Genomic DNA, 20497 nt, shown 5'->3' with positions numbered 1-20497 from the left:
TTATATTGCAGATCCCATGACCGTGACTTCCATGCCGCCCAAGGGCGCGCGCCGCACTGGCCGCGACAGCCCACGGGATGGCCGCGCCTCGCAAAAGGGGCAGCAGACCAAGGCCGTCATCGTCGATGCCGCCTTGGGGCTGGCCACGCAGATCGGGCTGGAGGGGCTGTCCATAGGTGCGCTGGCCGAGGTCACGCAGATGAGCAAGTCCGGCGTGTTCGCGCACTTTGGCTCGCGTGAAGAGCTGCAGATCTCGGTGGTGCACGAGTACCACACGCGCTTCGAGGCCGAGGTGTTCTACCCCGCGCTGCAGGCGCCGCGCGGCTTGCCGCGCCTGCGTGCGCTGTTTGCCAACTGGATGAAGCGCACCTCGGCCGAGATCGATTCAGGCTGCCTCTACATCAGCGGCGCGGCCGAGTTCGACGACCGGCCCGGCCCGGTGCGCGACGCGCTGGCCGGCTCGGTCAGCACCTGGCTGCAGGCCTTGTCCCGCACGCTGACCCAGGCCAAGGAGGCGGGCCATCTGCGTGCCGATGCCGATGAAGAGCAGATGGTCTATGAGATCCACGGCCTGATCCTCGCGCTGCACTACGAGGCGCGCTTTCTGCGCTCGCCGCGCTCGCTGGCGCGGGCCCATGTGGGCTTTGACAACATCCTGCAGCGCTACGGCAACCCGGCCGCGCTGGCGTCCTGATCCTTTTCGTTTTTATCCCCCATCCGTTCAAGGAGACAACATGCCCCTCTACGCCCCTCCGCTGCGCGACATGCAGTTCATCCTGCACGAAGTGCTCAACGTCACTGAAGAGTTCAAGGCGCTGCCGCCGCATGCCGATGTCGATGCCGACACGCTCAACGCGGTGCTGGAAGAGGGCGGCAAGTTCGCCTCCGAGGTCACCTTCCCGCTGAACCTGAGCGGCGACGAGCAGGGCTGCACGCTGGACAAGGCCACGCACGAGGTCACCACGCCCAAGGGCTTCAAGGAGGCCTACGCCAAGTATGTGGAAGGCGGCTGGGCGGCACTGTCTTGCGACACGGCCTACGGCGGCCAGGGCCTGCCCTTTGTCGTGAACCAGTGCTTCTATGAAATGCTGAACTCGGCCAACCAGGCCTGGACCATGTACCCGGGCCTGTCGCACGGCGCCTACGAGGCCTTGCATGCGCATGGCACGGACGAGCAGAAAAAGCTCTACCTGCCCAAGCTCACCAGCGGCGAATGGACCGGCACCATGTGCCTGACCGAGCCGCACTGCGGCACCGACCTGGGCCTGCTGCGCACCAAGGCCGAGCCGTTGCCTGATGGCACGTACCAGATCACCGGCAACAAGATCTTCATCAGCGCGGGCGAGCACGATTTCACCCAGAACATCGTGCACCTGGTGCTGGCGCGCCTGCCGGATGCGCCTGCGGGCAGCAAGGGCATCAGCCTGTTCGTCGTGCCCAAGTTCAAGATCAAGGCCGATGGCTCGCTGGGCGAGCGCAACCCGATCTTTTGCGGCGGCCTGGAGCACAAGATGGGCATCCACGGCAATGCCACGGCGCAGATCGTGATCGACGGCGCCATCGGCACCCTGGTGGGCCAGCCCAACAAGGGCCTGCAGGCCATGTTCGTGATGATGAATGCGGCGCGCCTGGGTGTGGGCAACCAGTCGCTGGGCCTGACCGAGGTGGCCTACCAGAACGCGCTGGCCTATGCCAAAGACCGCATCCAGATGCGCAGCCTGTCGGGCCCCAAGGCCAAGGACAAGCCGGCCGACCCGATCATCGTGCACCCCGACGTGCGCAAGATGCTGCTCACCGCCAAGGCCTACGCCGAAGGCGGCCGCGCCATGGCCACTTATTGCGCGCTGCTGATCGACAAGGAGCTGCACCATCCGGATGAGAAAGTGCGCAAGGACAGCGCTGAGCTGGTGGCCTTGCTCACGCCCATCGTCAAGGCCTTCATCACCGACAACGCCTGGACCGCGACCACGCAGTGCCAGCAGGTGTTCGGCGGCCACGGCTACATCCACGAATGGGGCATGGAGCAGTTTGTGCGCGACGCGCGCATCAACATGATTTATGAGGGCACCAACACCATCCAGTCGCTGGACTTGCTGGGCCGCAAGGTGCTGGGCAACAACGGCGCCTCGCTGCGCAAGTTTGGCAAGCTGGTGGCCAAGCTGGTGGAAGAAGAAGGCGTGAACGAGAAGATGGCCGAGTTCATCAACCCCATCGCCTACCTGGGCGACCAGATGACCAAGTTCACCACCGAGATCGGCTTCAAGGGCTCGCAGAACCCGGACGAGGTGGGCGCCGCTGCGGTGGACTACCTGCGCGTGGCCGGCCATCTGGTGTTTGGCTACTTCTTTGCACGCATGGCCCAGGTGGCGCTGCGCAAGATCGCCGAGGGCGACACCGATCCGTTCTACCAGGCCAAGCTGCAGACCGCGCGCTTCTACTTCGCCAAGCTGTTCCCCGAGACCGCTTCGCTGATGCGCACGGCGCGCGCCGGCGCTGCATCGCTGATGGATACCGACGCCGTTTTTGCCTGAACCTTCACAAGGAGACAAAGATGAAGAACACCATTGCCGCCATGCTGCTGGGCGCGTTCGCGGGCCTGGCCACTGCACAGGTCACGCCGGTGGGAACCTGGCGCACCTTTGATGAAAAGACCGGCGACCCGAAGTCAGAGATTGTCATTGCCGATCAGGCCGGCGCACTCAGCGGCCGCGTCGACAAGCTGCTGCGCAAGGGCGTAGACCAGGCCGAGCGCTGCACCCAGTGCACCGACGACCGCAAGGACCAGCCCATGCTGGGCCTGGAGATCATCCGTGGCGGCAAGAAGGCCGATGGCAAGGACCTGTGGGAGGGCGGCAAGATCATCGACCCCGAGAACGGCAAGGAATACCGCGCCAGCTTTACGCCTGTCGATGGCGGCGCCAAGCTCGAAGTGCGTGGCTATCTAGGCCCGTTCTGGCGCACCCAGACTTGGTCGCGCGTGCAGTAACCCTTTCTAGAAGAATTCGCCATGTCCCGATTCCAAGTAAAGAAAGTCGCCGTGCTCGGCGCCGGCGTGATGGGGGCGCAGATTGCGGCACACCTCGTCAACGTGCGGGTGCCAGTGGTGCTGTTCGATCTAGCGGCCAAGGAAGGCCCCAAGAACGGCATCGTCAGCCGCGCCATCGACAACCTCAAGAAGCAAAAGCCCGCACCGCTGGGCGTGCCTGAAGACGCCGCGCTGATCGAGCAGGCCAACTACGATGACGACCTGGCCAAGCTGGGCGAATGCGATCTGGTGATCGAGGCCATCGCCGAGCGCATGGACTGGAAGCTCGACCTCTACAAGAAGATCGCGTCGCACGTGGCGCCGCATGCCATCCTGGCTTCCAACACATCCGGCCTGTCGATCACCAAGCTGAGCGAGGCGGTGCCCGAGGCGCTGCGGCACCGCTTCTGCGGCATCCACTTCTTCAACCCGCCGCGCTACATGTTCCTGGTGGAGCTGATCGCCACGCCCAGCACCGATGCGCCGGTGCTCGATGACCTGGAAACCTTTGTCACCCGCGCCCTGGGCAAGGGCGTGGTGCGCGCCAAGGACACGCCCAACTTCATCGCCAACCGGGTCGGCATCGCCGGCATGCTGGCGACGCTGAAAGAGGTGGATAAGTACGGCCTCACGCCCGACGTGGTGGACGACCTTACCGGCAAGAAGCTGGGCCGCGCCAGCAGCGGCACCTTCCGCACCGCCGACGTGGTGGGCCTGGACACCATGGCCCATGTGGTCAAAACACTGCAGGACAACCTGGACGAGAAGAGCGACCCGTTCTACGCCAACTTCGCCACGCCGCCGGTGCTGGCCAAGCTGCTGGAGCTGAAGAACCTGGGCCAGAAAACCAAGGCCGGCTTTTTCAAGAAAGTGGGCCGCGACATCCTGCGTTTTGATCTGCAGACGGGCGACTACGTGCCCGCCGGCGCCAAGGCCGACGAGGTCTACGGCCGCATGCTCAAGAAGCCCGCAGCCGAGCGCCTGAAGCTGCTGCGCAACAGCGAAGGTGCGCAGGGCAAGTTCCTCTGGGCCATCCTGCGCGACAGCTTTCACTACGCCGCCGTGCACCTGGGCGACATCGCCGAGAGCGCGCGCGATGTGGACCTGGCCATGCGCTGGGGCTTTGGCATGCAGCAAGGCCCGTTCGAGCTATGGCAGGAAGCCGGCTGGCTCGACGTGGCCAAGATGGTGCAGGACGACATCGACAAGGGCGAGGCGCTGTCGAAAGCGCCGCTGCCCAAGTGGGTGTTCGAAGGCCCGGTGGCCCAGGCCGGTGGCGTGCACACGCCCGAAGGCTCGTGGAGCCCATCGCTGAACAAATTTGTGCCGCCTCGCCGGCTGCCGGTGCAGGCGCGCCAGCTGTTCCCGGAGACGGTGCGCGGCAGCGGCGCGCCCACGGTCGCCCAGGCCGGCACGACGATCAGCGACGAAGGCGACGTGCGCGTGTGGACGCTGGACGGCCAGGTGCTGATCGCCAGCATCCATTCCAAGATGCACGCCATCAGCCCCGATGTGGCCGAGGCGCTGAGCGCCGCGGTGGAGCTGGCCGAGAAGGAGTACCAGGCCTTGGTGATCTGGTCGCCGGACGAGATGTTCTCGGTCGGCGCTGATCTGCAGGCCATGCTGCCGGCCTTTGTCGTTGCCGGTGTCGACGCCATTGAGGGCGCAGAGCAAGAGTTGCAGAACACCATGCTGAAGATCCGCTACGCCGGCGTGCCGGTGGTGGCGGCGGTGCGTGGCATGGCGCTGGGTGGTGGCTGCGAGTTGGCGGTGTATTCCAGCCGGCGCGTGGCGGCCATGGAGAGCTACATCGGCCTGGTCGAGGTCGGCGTGGGCCTGGTGCCGGGTGCCGGCGGCCTGACCTACATCGCCCGCCGTGCGGCCGAGAACGCGGCGGCCTCTACCGGCAGCGATCTCCTGCCCTTCCTCACCGAAGGCTTCACGGCCGCGGCCATGGCCAAGGTTGGCACCAGCGCGCTGGAATCGCGCAAGCTGGGCTACCTGCTGGACAGCGACATCGTCGTGCCGCACAAGGACGAGCTGCTCTACGTGGCCCTGAACGAAGCCCGGGCCATGGCTGAAGCCGGCTGGCGCGCACCGTTGCGCCGCCCCTTCCGCGTCGCCGGCCGCAGCGGCGTGGCCACCATCAAGGGCCAGTTGGTCAACATGCGCGACGGCGGCTTCATCAGCGCGCACGACTTCCACATCGCCAGCCTGATCGCCCATGTGGTCTGCGGTGGCGACGTAGACGCCGGCACGCTGGTGACCGAGGAGTACCTGATGGCGCTGGAGCGCAAGGCCTTCTGCTCGCTGATCGTGCACCCCAAGACGCAGGAGCGGATCATGGGGATGCTCTCTACAGGTAAGCCCGTGCGCAATTGAAGGAACGGACATGAGCAAACAAGTACAAGACGCCTACATCGTCGCCGCCACCCGCACGCCGATTGGCAAATCGCACCGCGGCTTTTTCCGCAACACTCGGCCGGACGACCTGCTGGCGACCACGCTCAAAGCGGCGCTGGCGCAGGTGCCGGGGCTGGACCCGGCGGCCATCGAAGACATCGTCTGCGGCTGCGCCATCCCTGAGGCGCAGCAGGGCCTGAATGTGGCGCGCATCGCGGCGGTGCTGGCGGGGCTGCCAACCAGTGTGGGCGGCATCACCGTGAATCGCTTTTGCGCCTCGGGCCTGTCTGCGGTGCAGATGGCGGCCGACCGCATTCGCGTGGGCGAGGCCGAGGTCATGATTGCCGCCGGCGTCGAGAGCATGAGCATGGTGCCCATGATGGGCAATGCGCCCTCGCTCTCGCCCAGCATCTTCGAGCGCGATGGCAACGTGGGCATTGCCTACGGCATGGGGCTTACCGCCGAGAAGGTGGCGCAGCAGTGGAAGGTCTCGCGCGAGGCACAAGACGCCTTCGCGCTGCAGTCGCACCAGCGCGCATTGGCAGCGCAGGCGGCCGGCGAGTTTGCCGACGAGATCACGCCAATCGAGGTGACCGAGCGCACGCCCAACCTGGAAACAGGCGAGGTCAGCAGCAAGGCCCGCACCGTGAACCTGGACGAAGGCGCGCGCCCCGACACCAGTCTCGAAGGCCTGGCCAAGCTGCGCACCGTGTTTGCCGCGCGCGGCACGGTCACGGCGGGCAACAGCTCGCAGACCTCCGACGGCGCCGGCGTGCTGGTGCTGGCCAGCGGCGCGGCGGTGCAGCGTTTTGGCCTGACGCCGCTGGCGCGCTTTGTGAGCTTTGCCAGCAAGGGCGTGCCGCCGGCCATCATGGGCATAGGCCCGATCGAGGCCATCCCGGCCGCGCTGCGCTACGCCGGCCTGAAGCACCAGGACATCGACTGGTTCGAGCTGAACGAGGCCTTTGCCGCGCAGTCGCTGGCCGTGGTCAACACGCTGGGCCTGGACCCGGCCAAGGTCAACCCCATGGGCGGTGCGATTGCGCTGGGCCACCCGCTGGGCGCCACCGGCGCGATCCGCGCGGCGACCGTGGTGCATGCGCTGCGACGCAAGCAGCTGAAGTACGGCATGGTCACGATGTGCGTGGGCATGGGCCAAGGCGCCGCCGGCATCTTCGAGCGCGTGTGATGACCCCCTGCAAGGGCGCGACGCTGGTGGGCCGGCAGAGCCGGGCTTGCGGCGTCCCGGGTTTTGGGCCGTGCGCTTGTATGCGGCATGGCGCATTGAATATCGTAACTACTCAGCCCCCTGAGGGCAGAGGTGGTCGAAGCCTGGGGCCTACGTACAGCGGCAGGCCCGCCGAACGGTGCAGGGCGAGCGCAGGCAACCGAACAGCATCGCCCCTACAGCACAGGCTGCCTGGTGTTCCCCGAGAAGACACTGATGAGGCAGTCAAAGAGGCAGGCGCGCTGCTTGCGCATAGTGGCCAGATAGGAGCGCAGGGTAAAGAAGGTATCGGCCCCCTCCCGCGTGCGAAAGCAGCCCGAGACCTTCTGTCGGACCTTGGACATGCGCAGGGCCTGCTCGGCCAGGTTGTTGGTAAAAGGCACGTCCGCATCGGTCATGAAGCGCCAGACCTCGCGGCGGTGCACGCGCAGGCGCTTGAGCAGATTGAACGCCTTGCTCTGCTGGTGGCGGCCCTGTCTGTTGCGGGGCGCCCCCGAGGGCAAGACCTCCGGGTGCAGCCGCTCCCCGCGCTGCAGCAACTGTTCCCACTGCGCTTCGAACCAGGCCTGGCGCTCCAGCGGAAGTGGTGAGTCTGCTTGCGCCACCTCGCGCTGCGCCTGCAGCAGCAGCTCCATCATCTCGCGCGCCCAGCCATCCCAGATCCTCTCGCCCATCTGCTCGTGCACGAAGGTCAGCTCCCGCAGGTGGTGCGCATTGCACAGGCTGTGCGTGCAGTCCAGCCCCTTGTAGCTGGCCAGCCCGTCGTGCACCAGCGTGCCCCGCACGCCGGGCAGGATGCCCAGGGCTTCGAAGGCTGCGCTGCCACGCTTGGCATGCAGCCCCAGCCACGTCAGCGAGGCCGTGACGGCGCAGTGCAACCAGGCCAGGGTGCCCTTGACCCGGATACCGGTCTCATCGGCGTGCACAACGGGGGCGCCTTGTACGGCCTGCCCGATGGCCGCTACCGTGGGCGCCAGGGTCTGGGCCGCCTGGTGGCAGAAGGCCAGCACGCTGGCTTGGGACAGGGGCAGGCCAAAGGCGTCGCGCAGGAGCTCGCAGGTGCGCTGCAGGGGCACCAGGTGGTGCTGGTTCAAATGCACGGCCAGGGCCTTGGCCCGGGGGCCGTATTGCGTGGGAGCGCTGATGCCCTCGGGGAAGCTGCCTTGGTGCACGGCCCCGCAGCGGCAGGTGGAGCGGATCAGTTGGTGTTCGATGACCTGGGCGCGCAGCGCCGGGAGTTCGAAGACCTGGCGCTGGGCGATGACCTCGTGCTGGGCCAGCAACTCCTGGCAGGCGTTGCAGCGGGGGGCACTCTGGTGGGTGATGACCTGGTCGACTTCGGCGCTCTGGCGCAGCGTGTGGCCGCCGTGGCCCTTCTGGCCGCCTAGAGGGCGCTGGCCGCTGGGGCGCAGGGACTTCGGGGCGGGTTTGGCCAGGCCATCGCTGGAGGGCGGCTTGCTGGAGTTGCGGCTGTTGAGGGCCAGCCGGGCTTCGAGCTCGGTGATGCGCGCTTGCATCACTGCGAGCTGGGCGGTGAGCGATTGCACCTGCCCCAGCAGCGGCCACAGCATCCTGATCAGTTCGTCCTTCTGCGCGTGGCTCAGCGTGCTGAGATCGGGCAACGCTGGGAGGTCGGGCTGGCTCGGGTGGCTGGGCATTGCCGCTATTGTCTATTAGCGAATCCGGGGACCTGAGTAGTTACGGGGAATTTGAGTAAAAAGTGCCTCTAACCCAGGTGTAGCCTGGGCATGTAGCTATGAATTTTGTAGTCTTATGCCGGCTGCAGGCGCGGCGTCCCCCATATGACTGCTCGCAGCCTGCGAGCGCAGCACACTTGCCCCTATGAGCACTCATCCCCTCGACGAAGCCCTGCAGTTGCAAGCCGTTGGCGAGCACCGCTGGCGTGGCACGCCCAGCGCGGCCTACTGGAACATGGTCGGCCCGTTTGGCGGCAGCACGGCGGCCACGCTGTTGCAGGCCGTGCTGCGCCACCCCGATCTGCTGGGCACGCCGCTGTCGCTGACCGTGAACTACGCGGGCGCGCTCACGGCTGCGCCGTTCGAGATCGAGGCACGGCCGGTGCGTACCAACCGCTCGACCCAGCACTGGACCATCACCCAGACCCAACCGGGCGACGACGGCCAGCCGGTGGTCGCCACCACCGCCACGGTCGTGACCGCCGCGCGGCGCGACACCTGGAGCCTGAGCGACATGCCCATGCCCGCCGTGCCCGCGCCGGCTGCGGTGGAGCCGATCACGCTGGGTTCCGTTGTGGAGTGGGTGCGGCGCTACGAGATGCGGCCGGTGCGCGGCCCGGTGCCGCAGCGCTGGGATGGGCAGGGCGAAGACAGCGTGTCGCAGCTCTGGATGCGCGACGCCGAGCCGCGCGCGCTGGACTTCTGCTCGCTTGCGGCCATTTCCGATGTGTTCTTTCCGCGCGTGTGGCTGCGCCGCGCCACGCAGGTGCCGGCGGGCACGGTGTCCATCACCACCTATTTCCATGCCGGCGCGGCTGAGCTGGCGCAGACCGGCTCCGGCTACCTGCTGGGCCAGGCGCGCGCGCAGGAGTTTCGCAATGGCTTCTTCGACCAGAACGCGCAGCTCTGGAATGAGGCCGGCACCATGCTGGCCACCAGCCACCAGGTGGTTTATTTCAAGCAATAGACTCGACCGATTTGCCCCAAGAGGAGACCCCATGAGCGACATCCTGATCCACACCGAAGCCGGCGTGACCACGCTGACCTTCAACCGCCTGGACAAGAAGAATTCCATCACCAACGCCATGTACACCACGCTGGCCGACGCGCTGCTGGCGGCCGACGCCGATGCTGCCGTGCGCGTGGTCGTGCTGCAGGGCGACCCGGCCATCTTCAGCGCGGGCAATGACCTGGGCGACTTCCTGGCAACGGCCGATGGCGCGGCACAGAGCGCGGCCGGCAGTGCGGCATCGCCGGCCTTCCGCTTCCTGCATGCCATTGCCGAATTCTCCAAGCCGCTGGTGGCCGCCGTCTGCGGGCCGGCCGTGGGCATTGGCACCACCATGCTGCTGCACTGCGACCTGGTCTACGCCGGTGACAACGCAGCCTTCTCGCTGCCCTTTGTGAACCTGGGCGTGTGCGCCGAGGGCGGCTCCAGCCTGCTGCTGCCGCAGATGTTTGGCTACCACCGCGCGGCCGAGGCGCTGCTGCTGGGCGAGCCCTTCTTTGCCGAGGCCGCGCTGGAGGTGGGCCTGGTCAACCGCGTGGTGCCGCCGACCGAGGCCAATGGCATCGCCCAGGCACAGGCCAAGAAGCTTGCGGCCAAGCCGCTGTCTTCGCTGGTGGAAACCAAGCGCCTGATGAAGAAGGGCCAGGCCGCGCTGGTGTCCAAGCAGTTGGATGACGAAGGTGCGATCTTTGGCCGCATGCTGCGCGAGCCGGCGGCGAAGGAAGCCTTCAGTGCGTTCATGGGCAAGCGGCGGCCGGACTTTTCCCAGCTGTAAAAAGCATCTTTTTCAGGGTCTTTGAGGTATCCCTGCGCTGGGTGCCTTGCGGGCTGCGGGTGCCGGGAGTTCGCCCCGGCGGGCGAGTAACTTTCTTTCGTTTCGCCGAAAGAAAGTCACCAAAGAAAGGGCGACCCCACTGTGGCGGTCCGCTGCGCGGACTGCTCTCCGGTGCTCAGAGTCGGCAGGCGGCTGCGGAACTCGCTCCCTGCGGTCGCTCAAACAGTCCTCGCCGTCCCTTCGCTGCGCTACGGGCAACCTGCCGACTCCTGCGCTCCTCGACGCCACAGAGGGGGCCCGGGATAGCCAGTCGGGCCATCGCTGCGCTCGGCCTTTTGCATTGCTCCCTCCCCCGCTGGGGGAGGGCTGGGGTGGGGGCGGCTGTTCGGCTCCCGCCGTCAGCAGGACACAAGAACCACCGAGCAAATCACAAGACCTTGAACGGGATGGCTGTAAACAGCGCAGCAGCCGCGCGCCCCGCGGCTGCTACAGCCGAAATCACCGGCACCGCAAAGCGCGGGCCCAGCCGCTCTGCCGCCTCGGCCAGCGGGCCGCCGCCTATCACCACGGCGCCGGCGCCATCGGCCATGCAGGCCTGCACGGCCTGGGCCAGGCAGGCCTCTTGCAATGCCGGGTTGGCCGCCAGCGCCAGCGGGTCGACCGCCGCCGGGATGCGGGTGCCGGTAAACAGCGCGCCCAAGCCCAGTTGCGCGGCTGAATGTGCGATGGAATCCGCCAGCCCCGGTGTGGTCGTGGCCACGCCAAAGCGGCGCCCGCCTGCGGCGGCCTCCTGCATCGATGCCTCGCCCAGGCCTATCACCGGCACCGCCACGCCCGCGCGCAGCGCCTCTATGCCGGGGTTGCCAAAGGCGGCGATGACGATGGCATCCACCGTGTGGGCTTGCGCCAGGCCCAGGCGCAGCACCTCGGCGGCGGCGGCGGCCAGTTCGGCCTCGGTGGTGATCATGGGCACGCCGTGTGCGGCGGTGGCGCAGCGCAGTTCCACGCCTGCGGGCAGCGCCTGTTGCAGCAGGCGCGCCATCATGGCCGTGCTGTCGAGCGAGGTGTTGGGGTTGATCAGCAGTACAACGGGCATGGCTTACGGCTGGGGGCTGGCCGCACCGGCTTCTATCGATTGGCCGAAGGTCTCTGGCGCGAAGCGTATGGCCACGGCAAACACCACGTACATGGCCGCGATCATGCTGAACATGCCGGCCACGCCGTGCAGGTCAAACAGCTTGGCTGCAAGCAGTTGCGACAGCGCGCCGCCCACCGTGCCCAGCGCCAGCAGAAATGAGGTGCCCAGGCCGCGAATGCGCGTGGGATACAGCTCGGGCGCAAAAATCCAGATCGAGGTGTTGAGCAGCAGCACGCAAAACTGGAACAGCGCGCCAAAGCACAGCACCAGCGCCACGCTGGAGGTGAAGTTGCCAAACGCCAGCCCGGCCAGGCAGGCGGCGATGGCGCCCACCGTCAGCACGCGCTTGCGCGGCAGGTAGTAGCCCAGGCTGGACGCCGCAATCGCCCCCAGCAGGCTGCCGCTTTGCATGACGATGGTGAAGGCAAAGCTCTTGGTGATCGAGTAGCCCTGCGCCACCAGGATGGTGGGCATCAGCGTCAGCACCGACAACTGCGCGCCAAAGGTCATCCACGAGGCCACGCCCACGGCCACCGTGCGCCGCGCGTAGCCGTTGCGAAAGATATCGGCCAGCGACACCGCTGCCGCCGGCGCGGCCTGCTCGGCGCCGGCCGTGATGTAGGGATGCGTTGCAAAGCGGCCATTGGCCAGTTGCCCGGAGGCCAGCATCGACAGCACCTGGTTGGCCTCGTCCACACGCCCCTGCGACAGCAGGTAGCGCGGCGTCTCTGGCACATAGCGCCGGTAGAAGACGATGAACACCGCCGGCAGCACCAGGCAGGCAAACATCCAGCGCCAGGCGTTGTCGCCGGGAAACACGGCGAACACGCCCAGCGCAAAGGCCGGCGCCAGCATGTTGCCCAGCCCGCCGCCGCCAACATTGATCAGGCCCACCGCCGTGCCGCGAAAACGCGCCGAGCAAAATTCCGCCAGCATGGTCACCGCCGTGGTGATCTCGCCGCCCAGCCCAATGCCCACCACCGCGCGCGCTATGGCCAGCACGGCGTAGTTGGGCGCCAGCGCGCAGCCAATGGCACCCAGCGTGAACAGCGCCAGGTTCACGTTGAGCATGAAGCGCCGGCCCTTGCGGTCGGCAAAGTAGCCCGACAGCAGGCGCCCCGTGGCCGCCGCAATGAAGGTGATGGTGTTGAGCAGGCCGATGTCGGTCGCGCTCAAGCCCCATTGCTGCCGCAGCAGCGGGGCCACCAGGCCCACCGCGTTCTGCTCGAACACATCAAACAGCACGCCGCACACCACCAGAAAAATGATGCTCTTGTGCGAGCGCGTCACGCCGATGCGCTCCAGCGCGGTCTCCAGCTGCTGCATCTGCGCGGTCTGCGGGGCGGACGAGGAAATCACGGTGCCTCCAGCCATGGGGGATCCTTTGCATCAAGAAAGAAGGGCGGCGGGCAGTCGGCAGCACGCCGCCTGCGGCTGGAGTGAAAAGCATTTTTCATACCAATGCTTTTTGGTAAATATTTTTAATACCGAGAAAATTTAAGCGAAAAAGGCCTCTAGCCCTTGTCCTTCCTGGGCTACTAGCTATCTATTTTGTAGTTCCGCCGGGCGGCGGTCCCTAGCGCAGCTCTTGCAAGGCGTCGTGCTGCGCCTCGATGCTGGCCATGCGGCGCCGGCCCTTGGCGCCAGCGTGGTGCATGACGCGGCTGGCCAGCAGGTGGCACAGCAGCATCACGGCGGTGTGGTTGTCCAGCGGGCCGGGCGCCTGCGTGTGGCAGCGCAGCAGCCAGTGCGGCGCCACGGTGGGCGCGGCGGCCTTGGAGAAATGATCGGTGACGTAAAGCACCTTGGTGCCCGCGCGCGCGGCCTGCGCCGCAAACTGCGCCGCCGCCGGCACGCTACGGCGCAGCGCAAACACCACCAGCAAGTCTTTCTCGCCCAGGTCCACCGCGTACTCGCCCAGGGTCTCGCCCGGGCCGGGGATGGCCTGGGTGTGCTCCAGCAATTGCACCAACTGCCAGCGCAGATAGGCCGCGAAATGGCGGTTGTTGCGGTAGCCCAGAAAGCACACGCGGCGCGCCTGCACCATGGCCTGGGCGATCTCGTCGATCAGCTCGGCCGGGATCTGGTGGAAGGTGGCGCTGATGTTGTCCTGCGCCTGCTGGATGTGCGAGGCCACCGAGCCATCGGCCGCGCCGCCGCCCGGCGCAGACGACAGAAACAGCGGCGAGCCGGCACCGCGCTCTTCCCGGGCCTGGCGCCGCGCGTCTTCGTAATGGGCATAGCCCAGCCGCTGGATGAAGCGCGTCACCGTCGCGTTCGACACCCCCACCAGCGCCGCCAATTCAGACGCGCTGTAGGTCGCCAGATCACCAGGAAAGTCCAGCACAAACGTGCCCAGCTTGCGCTCGGTGGGCGGCAGCGTGTGCAGCAGCTGGCGCACCTGGCCAACAAAGGAGCGGGGCGGGGCAGTGGTCACGGTGGAAGGTGATTCAGGTTAAAGCCAGAAGCCATCAAGCCGCAATGAATAAGGCCGGGTCCACCATGGCCCGGTTCAGCATCACCGACCAGTGCAGGTGCGGCCCGGTCACGCGGCCGGTGGCGCCCACCGCGCAATAACGGTCGCCGGCCTGCACTTGGTCGCCGGGCTTCACGTTGATGGCGCTCAGATGGCAGACCATGCTCAGCAGCCCGCCGCCGTGGTCCAGCCAGACCGTGTTGCCGTTGAAGAAATAGTCGCCCGTATCGATCACCCGGCCCGCCAGCGGCGCACGCACCGGCGTGCCCGTGGGCGCTGCGATGTCCATGCCGCTGTGCGGATTGCGCGCCTGGCCGTTGAACACGCGGCGCAGCCCAAAAGAGCTGGAGCGCCGGCCCGGCACCGGCACCTGCATGCGCAGGGCCTGCGGCAGCGGCTCGGTAAAGGTCGCCATCACGGTGGCCAGGTGATCGCGCTCGCGCTCGTAGCGCGCCTGGTTGGCAGGAGATAGATCCACCGTGCCCGGCGCCACCTGCAGCCGCTGCTCCACATAGCGCTTGGGCGCAATGCGGTAGCCCACGCGCCGTGGCGCGCTGCCCTGCGCGGCAGTCACCAAGATCTCCGCCTCACCCGGCTGCGCCGCCAGCGGAATGCCCACCAGCGCCGTCCACTCGATGGCGTCGCCGAGCACCAGCACCGGCACGTCGCCGCTGCGGGCCACTGGTCGGGTGGCAGCGGGGCCGAGCGAGAGGCGGGCGATGCCGCCGGGGACTTGGGCGTTGCGGGGCCAGTCATCTTCGGGCGCTGCCGCCACGGCCTGGGCTGCGGGGGCTAGCAGCCATGCGGTGGTGGCTAGCAGGGTGGCGCGGCGGAGGGATGAGTGGGGCATGGGGCGGGATTTGGCGGAGGAGGTGGTGGCGATGCAGCAGGAGCGGATCGATCCATATGCGGCATCCTAGGCCAAGACGCTTGGCTTGCGGGCTGGATGCCGGGGTTGGTTGGCGGACTTTGGCGGCGGGCCGAGTGAGACTGATCGCAGAAGTTCAACGAACTGGATCGTGAGATCTGCTTTGAATGTGCCTGAGGAGTCTCAAAGAACTTGACCGTCATGGCCGTTCTTGCGATTGCGAGCGAATGATTTTTGAGTGATGGCGTCGCCGCTCCATGCCGCTGCTTACGTGGCGATCGGCTTCGTTTTGTTTGTCTACTCGAAGGACTTCTTTCGCAGCAACCCCGCCATCCGTCAACGCCCATCCAACCCGCAGTCACCTCTCACGTGGCGGTAGCGGATCGACAGCGTGACCATGCAGCGCCCGCCCCGCGCCCAGACGAACCCGCTCAAAACGCATGCGCCGCATGCAGGCTCGCCAGCACCTGGCGGCGCAGCTCGCCCACATCGTCGGCTTCGCGCAGGCGTGGCCGTGCCAGCGGCACCGGGATCTCGCGCAGAGGCGCGCCGGCGCGGGCTTCCAGTACCAGCACGCGGTCGCACAGAACCACTGCCTCTTCCACGTCGTGGGTCACCAGCAGCAGCGTCACGCCATGGCGCTGGGCGATGCCGGCCAGCATCTCTTGCAGGCGGATGCGGGTGAAGGCGTCGACGGCCGAAAAGGGCTCGTCGAGCAGCAGCAGGCGTGGGTGGCCGAACAGGCTGCGGGCGATCGCCACGCGCTGCGCCTGGCCGCCGGAGAGCTGCTTGGGCAGGCGTTCGCCGAAGTCGGCCAGGCCTACCTCGGCCAGCAGCTCCTTGACCTGCGGGTGGCGGCGGCCGGCGCGTCCCAGGTCGAAGCCCACGTTCTCGGCCACCGTCAACCAGGGGAACAGGCGCGGCTCCTGGAAGATGAAGCCAATGTCGCGGTGGATGTCGCGCTGCTCCACGCCATCCAGGCGCACCGCGCCCTGGTAGTCGGTATCCAGCCCGGCGGCAATGCGCAGCAGCGTGCTCTTGCCGCAGCCGCTGGCGCCGACCAGGCCGACGATTTCTCCCTCGGCCAGCTCCAGGCGCAGGTCCTGCAGCACCGGCAGGCCTTCGAAGGCCTTGCGGCGCACATCGACTTGCAGCAGCGGGGCGCGGCTCACCGGGCACCTCTGGCGGCGCTGTCGAAGGTATCGCGCCACGACAGCAGATACCGCTCCAGTCGCTGCATGCCGGTGTCGGTGAGTTTGCCCAGCAGCGCCAGCAGCACGATCGCGCCCAGGACGATGTCGGCGCGGCCGGTCTCGCGGCCATCGGTGAGCAGATAGCCCAGGCCGTTGGTGGCGGCAATCAGCTCGGCGGCCACCATGAACATCCAGGCCAGGCTGAGGCCATTGCGCAGCCCCGTCAGCACCGAGGGCAGGGCGGCCGGCAGCAGCACCCGCCACACCAGGGCCGGGCCGCGCAGGCGGTACATGCGCGCGACCTCGACCAGCTTGCGGTCTACATCGCGAAAACCAGACGCCACGCCCATGTAGACCGGAAAGAAGGCGCCGATGGCGATCAGCGTGAGCTTGGGCGCCTCGTCAATGCCCAGCCACAGCAGCAGCAGCGGTACCCAGGCCAGCGACGGTATGGCGCGCAGGGCCTGAAAGCTGGGGTCAAGCAGGGCTTCGCCGAGACGCGAAAGGCCTACCAGCGCGCCAATAGTCAGCGCCAGCGCGGTACCAATGGCAAAGCCCGCCAGCACCCTGGCCGTGCTGGCCAGCACATGCGTGGCCAGGCCTTGCGGGCCAAAGGCCAGGATGGTCTGGCCGATCTCGCTGGGCGCGGGCAGCAGGCGCGAGCTGATCCAGCCAAACCGCACGGCCAGCTCCCACACCACGAGCAGGACTACGGGCAGCAGCAAGCCCAGGCCTGCCGTGGCCCATCGCGACCTTGGCTTTGGGCGTGTTGCAGGCGCGGTCGGCGTTGTGGAAAGGGGGCTGGCCCGGCTCAAGCCGGGCAGTTGTCGAGGATCAGCGGCCATGCGTCGCAGCGCTTGCCGCGCCTCAGGCGTTGGCCGCGGCGATCAGGTCGCGGGCGAAGCGCGTATCGACCAGATCGGTCACGGTCTTGCCGAGGTTGGTGCCGGGCTTGACCAGGCCTTCGCTCAGCAGGATGGGCGCGGCGGCTTGCAGCGCTGCGATGTGTTCTTGCGAAGGCTGCGGGTTGCTCAGATCGGTGCGCAGCTTGAGCTGCAACAGCGCGACCTGCAGGCTGACCTTGGCCTCTTCAGCCAGGATCTTTGCGGCCTCGGTGGTGTTGGCCTGGGTCCATTTGCGGGCGCGTTCATAGGCGTTGATGACGCGACGCAGCGCATCCGGGTGTGCCGTCTGGAAGTCTTCGCGCACGTTGAGGAAGCCGTAGGTATTGAAGGCCACGTTGCGGTAGATGAGGCGTGATCCGGCGTCGAGCTCGCTGGCCGCCATCAGCGGGTCGAGCCCGGCCCAGGCGTCGACGCGGCCCTGCTCCAGCGCGGCCCGGCCATCGGCATGCTGCAGCGAGACGATCTCTACGTCAGAGCGCTTCAGGCCCGCCACCGGCAATGCGCGCAGCAGAAACAGGAAGGGGTCGGTCCCCTTGGTTGCCGCGATCTTCTTGCCCTTGATGTCCTTGAGCGACTGGATCGGTGAATCCTTGCGCACCACCAGCGCGGTCCACTCGGGGCGCGAGAAGATGTAGGGCGCGCGGATCGGATTGCCGTTGGCCTTGGCCAGCAAGGCAGCCAGGCCGGCCGACGAGCCGATGTCTATGCTGCCCGCGTTGAGGTATTCGAGGGCGCGGTTGCTGCCCGCGCTCAGCACCCATTTCACCGGCACCTTGTCCTGGGCGAAGGCTTCCTCCAGCCAGCCGAAGCGCCGCAGCACCAGGCTGGTGGGCGAGTAGTAGGCGTAGTCGAGCCGCAGTTCCTTCAGCGGCTCGGCCGCCCGGGCGAAGGGTGCCGCGGCGAGGGCGGCGGCGCTGGCGGTGAGCAGGGTGCGGCGTTGCATGGTGGTCCGGCGTCGAGGTGGAAGGAGTCGCAGTATTGGAGGCGTGCGCCCTCGACGCAAAGACAAAAAACGAGCTTGTTTATGAGGCGTGCCGGCCATCCGGTTCCGAGTGGTCCGGGCCCGAGTCCCATTCAAAGAAGCCGGCGGTGCCCAGAACCTGCTCAGCGGCTTTTTGCAGCGCGGCCGCTGCGGGCTCAGCGGTGGCTGCATACAGGGCGCTTGCAAGCAGGCCAGCAAGATCGGGCGCGGACTGCGACAGCAAGGCGAGCCGCTCCTTGGGACGGGGCAGGTGCGTGTTGCGGCGCAGATACTCGTACTGCAAGAGCCCTTCCACCGCCACGGCGCGCAGGCGGCGGGCATCGGGATTGTCGATATCGCCGAAGTCCAGGGCATCCTCGACCTGGGTGGCGGCCGCGTAACGGTGTCTCTGCAGTGCTTCGTGAGTAAGGTTCGGCCCGCGTTCCAGCAGGTTCCGGGAAAGGTCTTGTAAGGCTTCCATGCGGCCGGCGTCGTCCTGCAACAGCGTGCCCGTTGCCAACATGTGGGCCATGACCGGGCGCCCCGTGGCGGCCTCGGTTTGGATGGAATGCTTCAGCCACTGCTCCGAGTTGAAGAAAATCTCGACCGGCGTGTCGTTGAACCAGCGCTGCACCCGCCTGCGCCACGGCTGGTCGTGCAGGACGACCAGATCGAGGTCGCTGGATGGCCCGGGGTTTCCGCGAATGATGCTGCCCGTGGCAACGATGGCGGCAGGCTCGACAATGCTCGGTATCCATGCCAGGGCTTGTGCGAGGGCGACGCAGTGCTTTTCCAGAAGCTTGGCGGCCAGAGGTGGACTGGGCAGTGTCATCGTTTGGATGATAGTGGGCCGCTTGCTGAGGCGTCCCCGCGCGTTCGAGCGCGCGGCGAAGGGACGTGGCGTCAGTGGCAAGCTGCCACCGCAATGCCAATCAACCGAGGCGCGTCAACGCATGGGCTCAGCTATGGGGCATGGATCACGGGGACAAGCGCAGTGGCCCCAACCGCGCATCCATCAACCCAGCAAACCGCCCAAACCACACCGCATTGGCCGGCGAGGGGTGCGGCAACGGCGCCAGCGTCAGGGCGCGTGACTGCCCAGCGTGCCGGTAGTTAATCGACAGCGTGGCCGTATAGCGGTCGTCTCGCGCCCAGAATGCGTCGAGTGCGGCCTGCACTGCGGCGTCTTGCCCGATGCCGAACCAGAAGAAGGCCTCGCGCCCCAGCACCAGCACGGTGCTGCCGTGCCACCGGCCCATCAGCAGCTCGGCCACCAGGGGCTGGAAGCGGCGCTTCACCGCCATGGACCATGCCTTGTTGCCCACGGGTTTGTAGGGCACGGTGTTGAGCCAGAACACCTGAGCACCGGCCGCAATCGATTCGTCGAAAGTGGGCGCGCCGGCCTGGGGGTCATGCAATTGCCGGTGCAATGCCGCGCGCACCAGTTGCCCGCCACGGCCGATGAAGGGCAGGCCGTGGGCCACCTCCGTGCCGCCCGGGTCGCGGCCGAAGATGCAGAGTGGCGCATTGGCCGGGCCGAGGCCAAAGAGGGGATCGCGCCAGTCGCGGCCGTGGGCGGCGTAGACGGGCAGGTCTATGCCCCTGGTGTGCTCGGCTTCGGCGCGAAAGGCCGCAAGCTGGCTGGGCGTGAGGGGCTGTGGCGGGGCGGGTGCGGGCATGGCGTGTCTTACTGGCGTGGGTATGACTTCCGCCCCTTCGCCTCCGCCGCCTGCAATTCCTTGGCGGTCAAAACATAGGCTGCGTTGTTGAACAGGCGTTGCACCGTCAGGTCGATGAAGGCCTTGACGCGCGTGGGCTGCGCGTTGCGACTGCCGTAATACACAAAGATGCTGGAGTGATCATCCGTGTGCCTGCTCAGCAGTGGCACCAGGCGCCCCGCGCGAATGTGCGGCACCGCGACGACGCCCGTGAGCAGGCCCATCACGCGCCCGGCCAGCACGGCTTCCGTCTCCAGCACCTCATCGTTGGTGCACAGGGCCGGGACCACGGGGTGCTCGACGCGGCCGTCCTCGACCTTGACGTACCAGGGCAGCACCCTGCCGGTGCTTGGATGGCGAAAAGCGCTGCAGCGATGTGCCGCGAGTGCATGGAGGCTATCGGGCGCGCCGTGGCGGGCAAGGTACTCCGGTGCGGCGCAGATGATGAGTTGCATGGGAAACAGCCTGCGCGCAATCACGCCATCGGCGGGGGCGGGGCCCACCCGAAAGCCCACATCCACGCGGTCCTCTACCCAGTTGCCGATGCGGTCGTCCAGTTGCACATCGGGCTGCACCTCGGGGTGCAGGCGGCAGAACTCGTCGAGCACCGACCACAGCACCGGCACAAAAGCCGAGCGCGGGCCGATGATGCGCAGCGGCCCGGCGATCTCGTCCTTGGCATGGCGCGCCATGTGCAGCGCGCGCTGCAGGCCCAGCAGCGCTGGCTGCGCGGCCTCCAGGAACTGCCGGCCATCGTCGGTGAGTGACAGGCTGCGCGTGGTGCGGTGAAACAGGCGCACGCCCAGGTGCTGCTCCAGCTGCGCCAAGGCCTGGCTCGCCGCCTGCGGCGTGATGCCCTGTGCCGTGGCGGCCTGGCGCAGGCTGCCAAGCTCGGCGGTCTTGGCGAATGTGGCGATGGAGCGCAGTTCATTGATGGGCATAGAGCCGCATTTTTGCCGCCAATTGGCAAGAGCAACTTGTCAGTCCTTCAAGGCAGCAGGGTCTATGCACTTGCAAGCCACAGGCCTACAGTGCCCCTCTGGTCATCACAGCCAGTCACCTATGCGTGGCGCTGCTCTTCCTCGGTGCGCGCAATTGATG

At 67.2% G+C, this 20497-nt stretch carries 18 protein-coding genes; 7 read left to right on the top strand and 11 right to left on the bottom strand.

Going from position 1 to position 20497, the window contains the following annotated elements:
- Positions 1-16 precede the first annotated feature (16 nt).
- Genes AAFF27_23755 through AAFF27_23735 form a run of 5 tightly spaced genes read left to right on the top strand, consistent with a single transcriptional unit; the run spans position 17 to position 6617 of the window.
- The gene (locus AAFF27_23755) at positions 17-694 is read left to right on the top strand and encodes a TetR/AcrR family transcriptional regulator (GenBank protein ID XAH22973.1); all 678 of its coding nucleotides are present in this window, start codon (positions 17-19) and stop codon (positions 692-694) included.
- A gap of 40 nt (positions 695-734) precedes the next feature.
- The gene (locus tag AAFF27_23750; protein ID XAH22972.1) at positions 735-2531 is read left to right on the top strand and encodes an acyl-CoA dehydrogenase C-terminal domain-containing protein; all 1797 of its coding nucleotides are present in this window, start codon (positions 735-737) and stop codon (positions 2529-2531) included.
- A 20-nt stretch (positions 2532-2551) separates the two neighbouring features.
- Positions 2552-2986 (top strand): DUF2147 domain-containing protein, encoded by a 435-nt coding sequence (locus tag AAFF27_23745; protein ID XAH22971.1) that lies wholly within the window; start codon positions 2552-2554, stop codon positions 2984-2986.
- 21 nt (positions 2987-3007) lie between these two features.
- Complete coding sequence (locus AAFF27_23740; protein ID XAH22970.1) at positions 3008-5407, top strand: 3-hydroxyacyl-CoA dehydrogenase NAD-binding domain-containing protein; 2400 nt, start codon at positions 3008-3010, stop codon at positions 5405-5407.
- A gap of 10 nt (positions 5408-5417) precedes the next feature.
- A complete protein-coding gene (locus AAFF27_23735) occupies positions 5418-6617 on the top strand; it encodes an acetyl-CoA C-acyltransferase (protein ID XAH22969.1) in 1200 nt (399 codons plus the stop codon).
- A gap of 215 nt (positions 6618-6832) precedes the next feature.
- Here AAFF27_23735 and AAFF27_23730 read toward each other — a convergent pair whose 3' ends face one another.
- Complete coding sequence (locus AAFF27_23730; protein XAH22968.1) at positions 6833-8314, bottom strand: IS66 family transposase; 1482 nt, start codon at positions 8312-8314, stop codon at positions 6833-6835.
- Positions 8315-8498: 184 nt separating this feature from the next.
- Here AAFF27_23730 and AAFF27_23725 point away from each other — a divergent pair, with 184 nt between their 5' ends.
- Both AAFF27_23725 and AAFF27_23720 read left to right on the top strand, forming a co-directional pair.
- Positions 8499-9320, top strand: a complete 822-nt coding sequence (locus tag AAFF27_23725) for a thioesterase family protein (protein ID XAH22967.1) — start codon at positions 8499-8501, stop codon at positions 9318-9320.
- A 31-nt stretch (positions 9321-9351) separates the two neighbouring features.
- Positions 9352-10137 carry an enoyl-CoA hydratase gene (locus AAFF27_23720; GenBank protein ID XAH22966.1) on the top strand — a complete coding sequence of 262 codons (786 nt, stop codon included), beginning with the start codon at positions 9352-9354 and terminating at the stop codon, positions 10135-10137.
- A 427-nt stretch (positions 10138-10564) separates the two neighbouring features.
- Here the strand turns inward: AAFF27_23720 and AAFF27_23715 are convergent, their stop codons facing one another.
- The 10 genes from AAFF27_23715 to AAFF27_23670 all read right to left on the bottom strand — a co-directional run bounded on the left by AAFF27_23715 (position 10565) and on the right by AAFF27_23670 (position 20337).
- Complete coding sequence (locus tag AAFF27_23715; protein ID XAH22965.1) at positions 10565-11233, bottom strand: aspartate/glutamate racemase family protein; 669 nt, start codon at positions 11231-11233, stop codon at positions 10565-10567.
- A gap of 3 nt (positions 11234-11236) precedes the next feature.
- Positions 11237-12649, bottom strand: coding sequence for an MFS transporter (locus AAFF27_23710; protein XAH22964.1), 1413 nt, complete (start codon positions 12647-12649; stop codon positions 11237-11239).
- A gap of 202 nt (positions 12650-12851) precedes the next feature.
- Entirely contained in the window at positions 12852-13712 is an 861-nt protein-coding gene (locus tag AAFF27_23705; GenBank protein XAH22963.1) for a MurR/RpiR family transcriptional regulator, read from the bottom strand.
- Positions 13713-13746: 34 nt separating this feature from the next.
- A complete protein-coding gene (locus AAFF27_23700) occupies positions 13747-14601 on the bottom strand; it encodes a peptidoglycan DD-metalloendopeptidase family protein (GenBank protein ID XAH22962.1) in 855 nt (284 codons plus the stop codon).
- A 449-nt stretch (positions 14602-15050) separates the two neighbouring features.
- The gene (locus AAFF27_23695; protein XAH22961.1) at positions 15051-15791 is read right to left on the bottom strand and encodes an ABC transporter ATP-binding protein; all 741 of its coding nucleotides are present in this window, start codon (positions 15789-15791) and stop codon (positions 15051-15053) included.
- Positions 15788-16537, bottom strand: a complete 750-nt coding sequence (locus tag AAFF27_23690) for an ABC transporter permease (GenBank protein XAH22960.1) — start codon at positions 16535-16537, stop codon at positions 15788-15790. Before AAFF27_23690 ends, AAFF27_23695 begins: the two co-directional genes overlap by 4 nt.
- Before the next feature lie 142 nt (positions 16538-16679).
- Entirely contained in the window at positions 16680-17660 is a 981-nt protein-coding gene (locus AAFF27_23685; protein XAH22959.1) for an aliphatic sulfonate ABC transporter substrate-binding protein, read from the bottom strand.
- A gap of 79 nt (positions 17661-17739) precedes the next feature.
- On the bottom strand, positions 17740-18510 hold the full coding sequence (locus AAFF27_23680) for a nucleotidyltransferase domain-containing protein (protein ID XAH22958.1): 771 nt from the start codon (positions 18508-18510) through the stop codon (positions 17740-17742).
- Positions 18511-18655: 145 nt separating this feature from the next.
- On the bottom strand, positions 18656-19357 hold the full coding sequence (locus tag AAFF27_23675) for a uracil-DNA glycosylase family protein (protein ID XAH22957.1): 702 nt from the start codon (positions 19355-19357) through the stop codon (positions 18656-18658).
- Between the two features lie 8 nt (positions 19358-19365).
- Entirely contained in the window at positions 19366-20337 is a 972-nt protein-coding gene (locus AAFF27_23670; GenBank protein ID XAH22956.1) for a LysR family transcriptional regulator, read from the bottom strand.
- Positions 20338-20497: the final 160 nt, after the last annotated feature.

Origin of the sequence: Xylophilus sp. GW821-FHT01B05 (genome assembly GCA_038961845.1) — a bacterium.
In the GTDB taxonomy this organism is placed as follows: Bacteria; Pseudomonadota; Gammaproteobacteria; order Burkholderiales; family Burkholderiaceae_C; genus Xylophilus.
The sequence above is the reverse complement of the archived record's forward strand: the minus strand, read 5'-3'. Positions and strand labels throughout refer to the sequence as shown.

Excerpts from the sequence above, each read along its gene's own strand:
- AAFF27_23675 (XAH22957.1), bottom strand. The coding sequence starts at position 19,357 with ATGCCCGCACCCGCCCCGCCACAGCCCCTCACGCCCAGCCAGCTTGCG.
- AAFF27_23735 (XAH22969.1), top strand. The coding sequence starts at position 5,418 with ATGAGCAAACAAGTACAAGACGCCTACATCGTCGCCGCCACCCGCACG.
- AAFF27_23730 (XAH22968.1), bottom strand. The coding sequence starts at position 8,314 with ATGCCCAGCCACCCGAGCCAGCCCGACCTCCCAGCGTTGCCCGATCTC.
- AAFF27_23750 (XAH22972.1), top strand. The coding sequence starts at position 735 with ATGCCCCTCTACGCCCCTCCGCTGCGCGACATGCAGTTCATCCTGCAC.
- AAFF27_23725 (XAH22967.1), top strand. The coding sequence starts at position 8,499 with ATGAGCACTCATCCCCTCGACGAAGCCCTGCAGTTGCAAGCCGTTGGC.
- AAFF27_23745 (XAH22971.1), top strand. The coding sequence starts at position 2,552 with ATGAAGAACACCATTGCCGCCATGCTGCTGGGCGCGTTCGCGGGCCTG.
- AAFF27_23740 (XAH22970.1), top strand. The coding sequence starts at position 3,008 with ATGTCCCGATTCCAAGTAAAGAAAGTCGCCGTGCTCGGCGCCGGCGTG.
- AAFF27_23720 (XAH22966.1), top strand. The coding sequence starts at position 9,352 with ATGAGCGACATCCTGATCCACACCGAAGCCGGCGTGACCACGCTGACC.
- AAFF27_23700 (XAH22962.1), bottom strand. The coding sequence starts at position 14,601 with ATGCCCCACTCATCCCTCCGCCGCGCCACCCTGCTAGCCACCACCGCA.
- AAFF27_23685 (XAH22959.1), bottom strand. The coding sequence starts at position 17,660 with ATGCAACGCCGCACCCTGCTCACCGCCAGCGCCGCCGCCCTCGCCGCG.
- AAFF27_23715 (XAH22965.1), bottom strand. The coding sequence starts at position 11,233 with ATGCCCGTTGTACTGCTGATCAACCCCAACACCTCGCTCGACAGCACG.
- AAFF27_23670 (XAH22956.1), bottom strand. The coding sequence starts at position 20,337 with ATGCCCATCAATGAACTGCGCTCCATCGCCACATTCGCCAAGACCGCC.
- AAFF27_23755 (XAH22973.1), top strand. The coding sequence starts at position 17 with ATGACCGTGACTTCCATGCCGCCCAAGGGCGCGCGCCGCACTGGCCGC.
- AAFF27_23680 (XAH22958.1), bottom strand. The coding sequence starts at position 18,510 with ATGACACTGCCCAGTCCACCTCTGGCCGCCAAGCTTCTGGAAAAGCAC.
- AAFF27_23710 (XAH22964.1), bottom strand. The coding sequence starts at position 12,649 with ATGGCTGGAGGCACCGTGATTTCCTCGTCCGCCCCGCAGACCGCGCAG.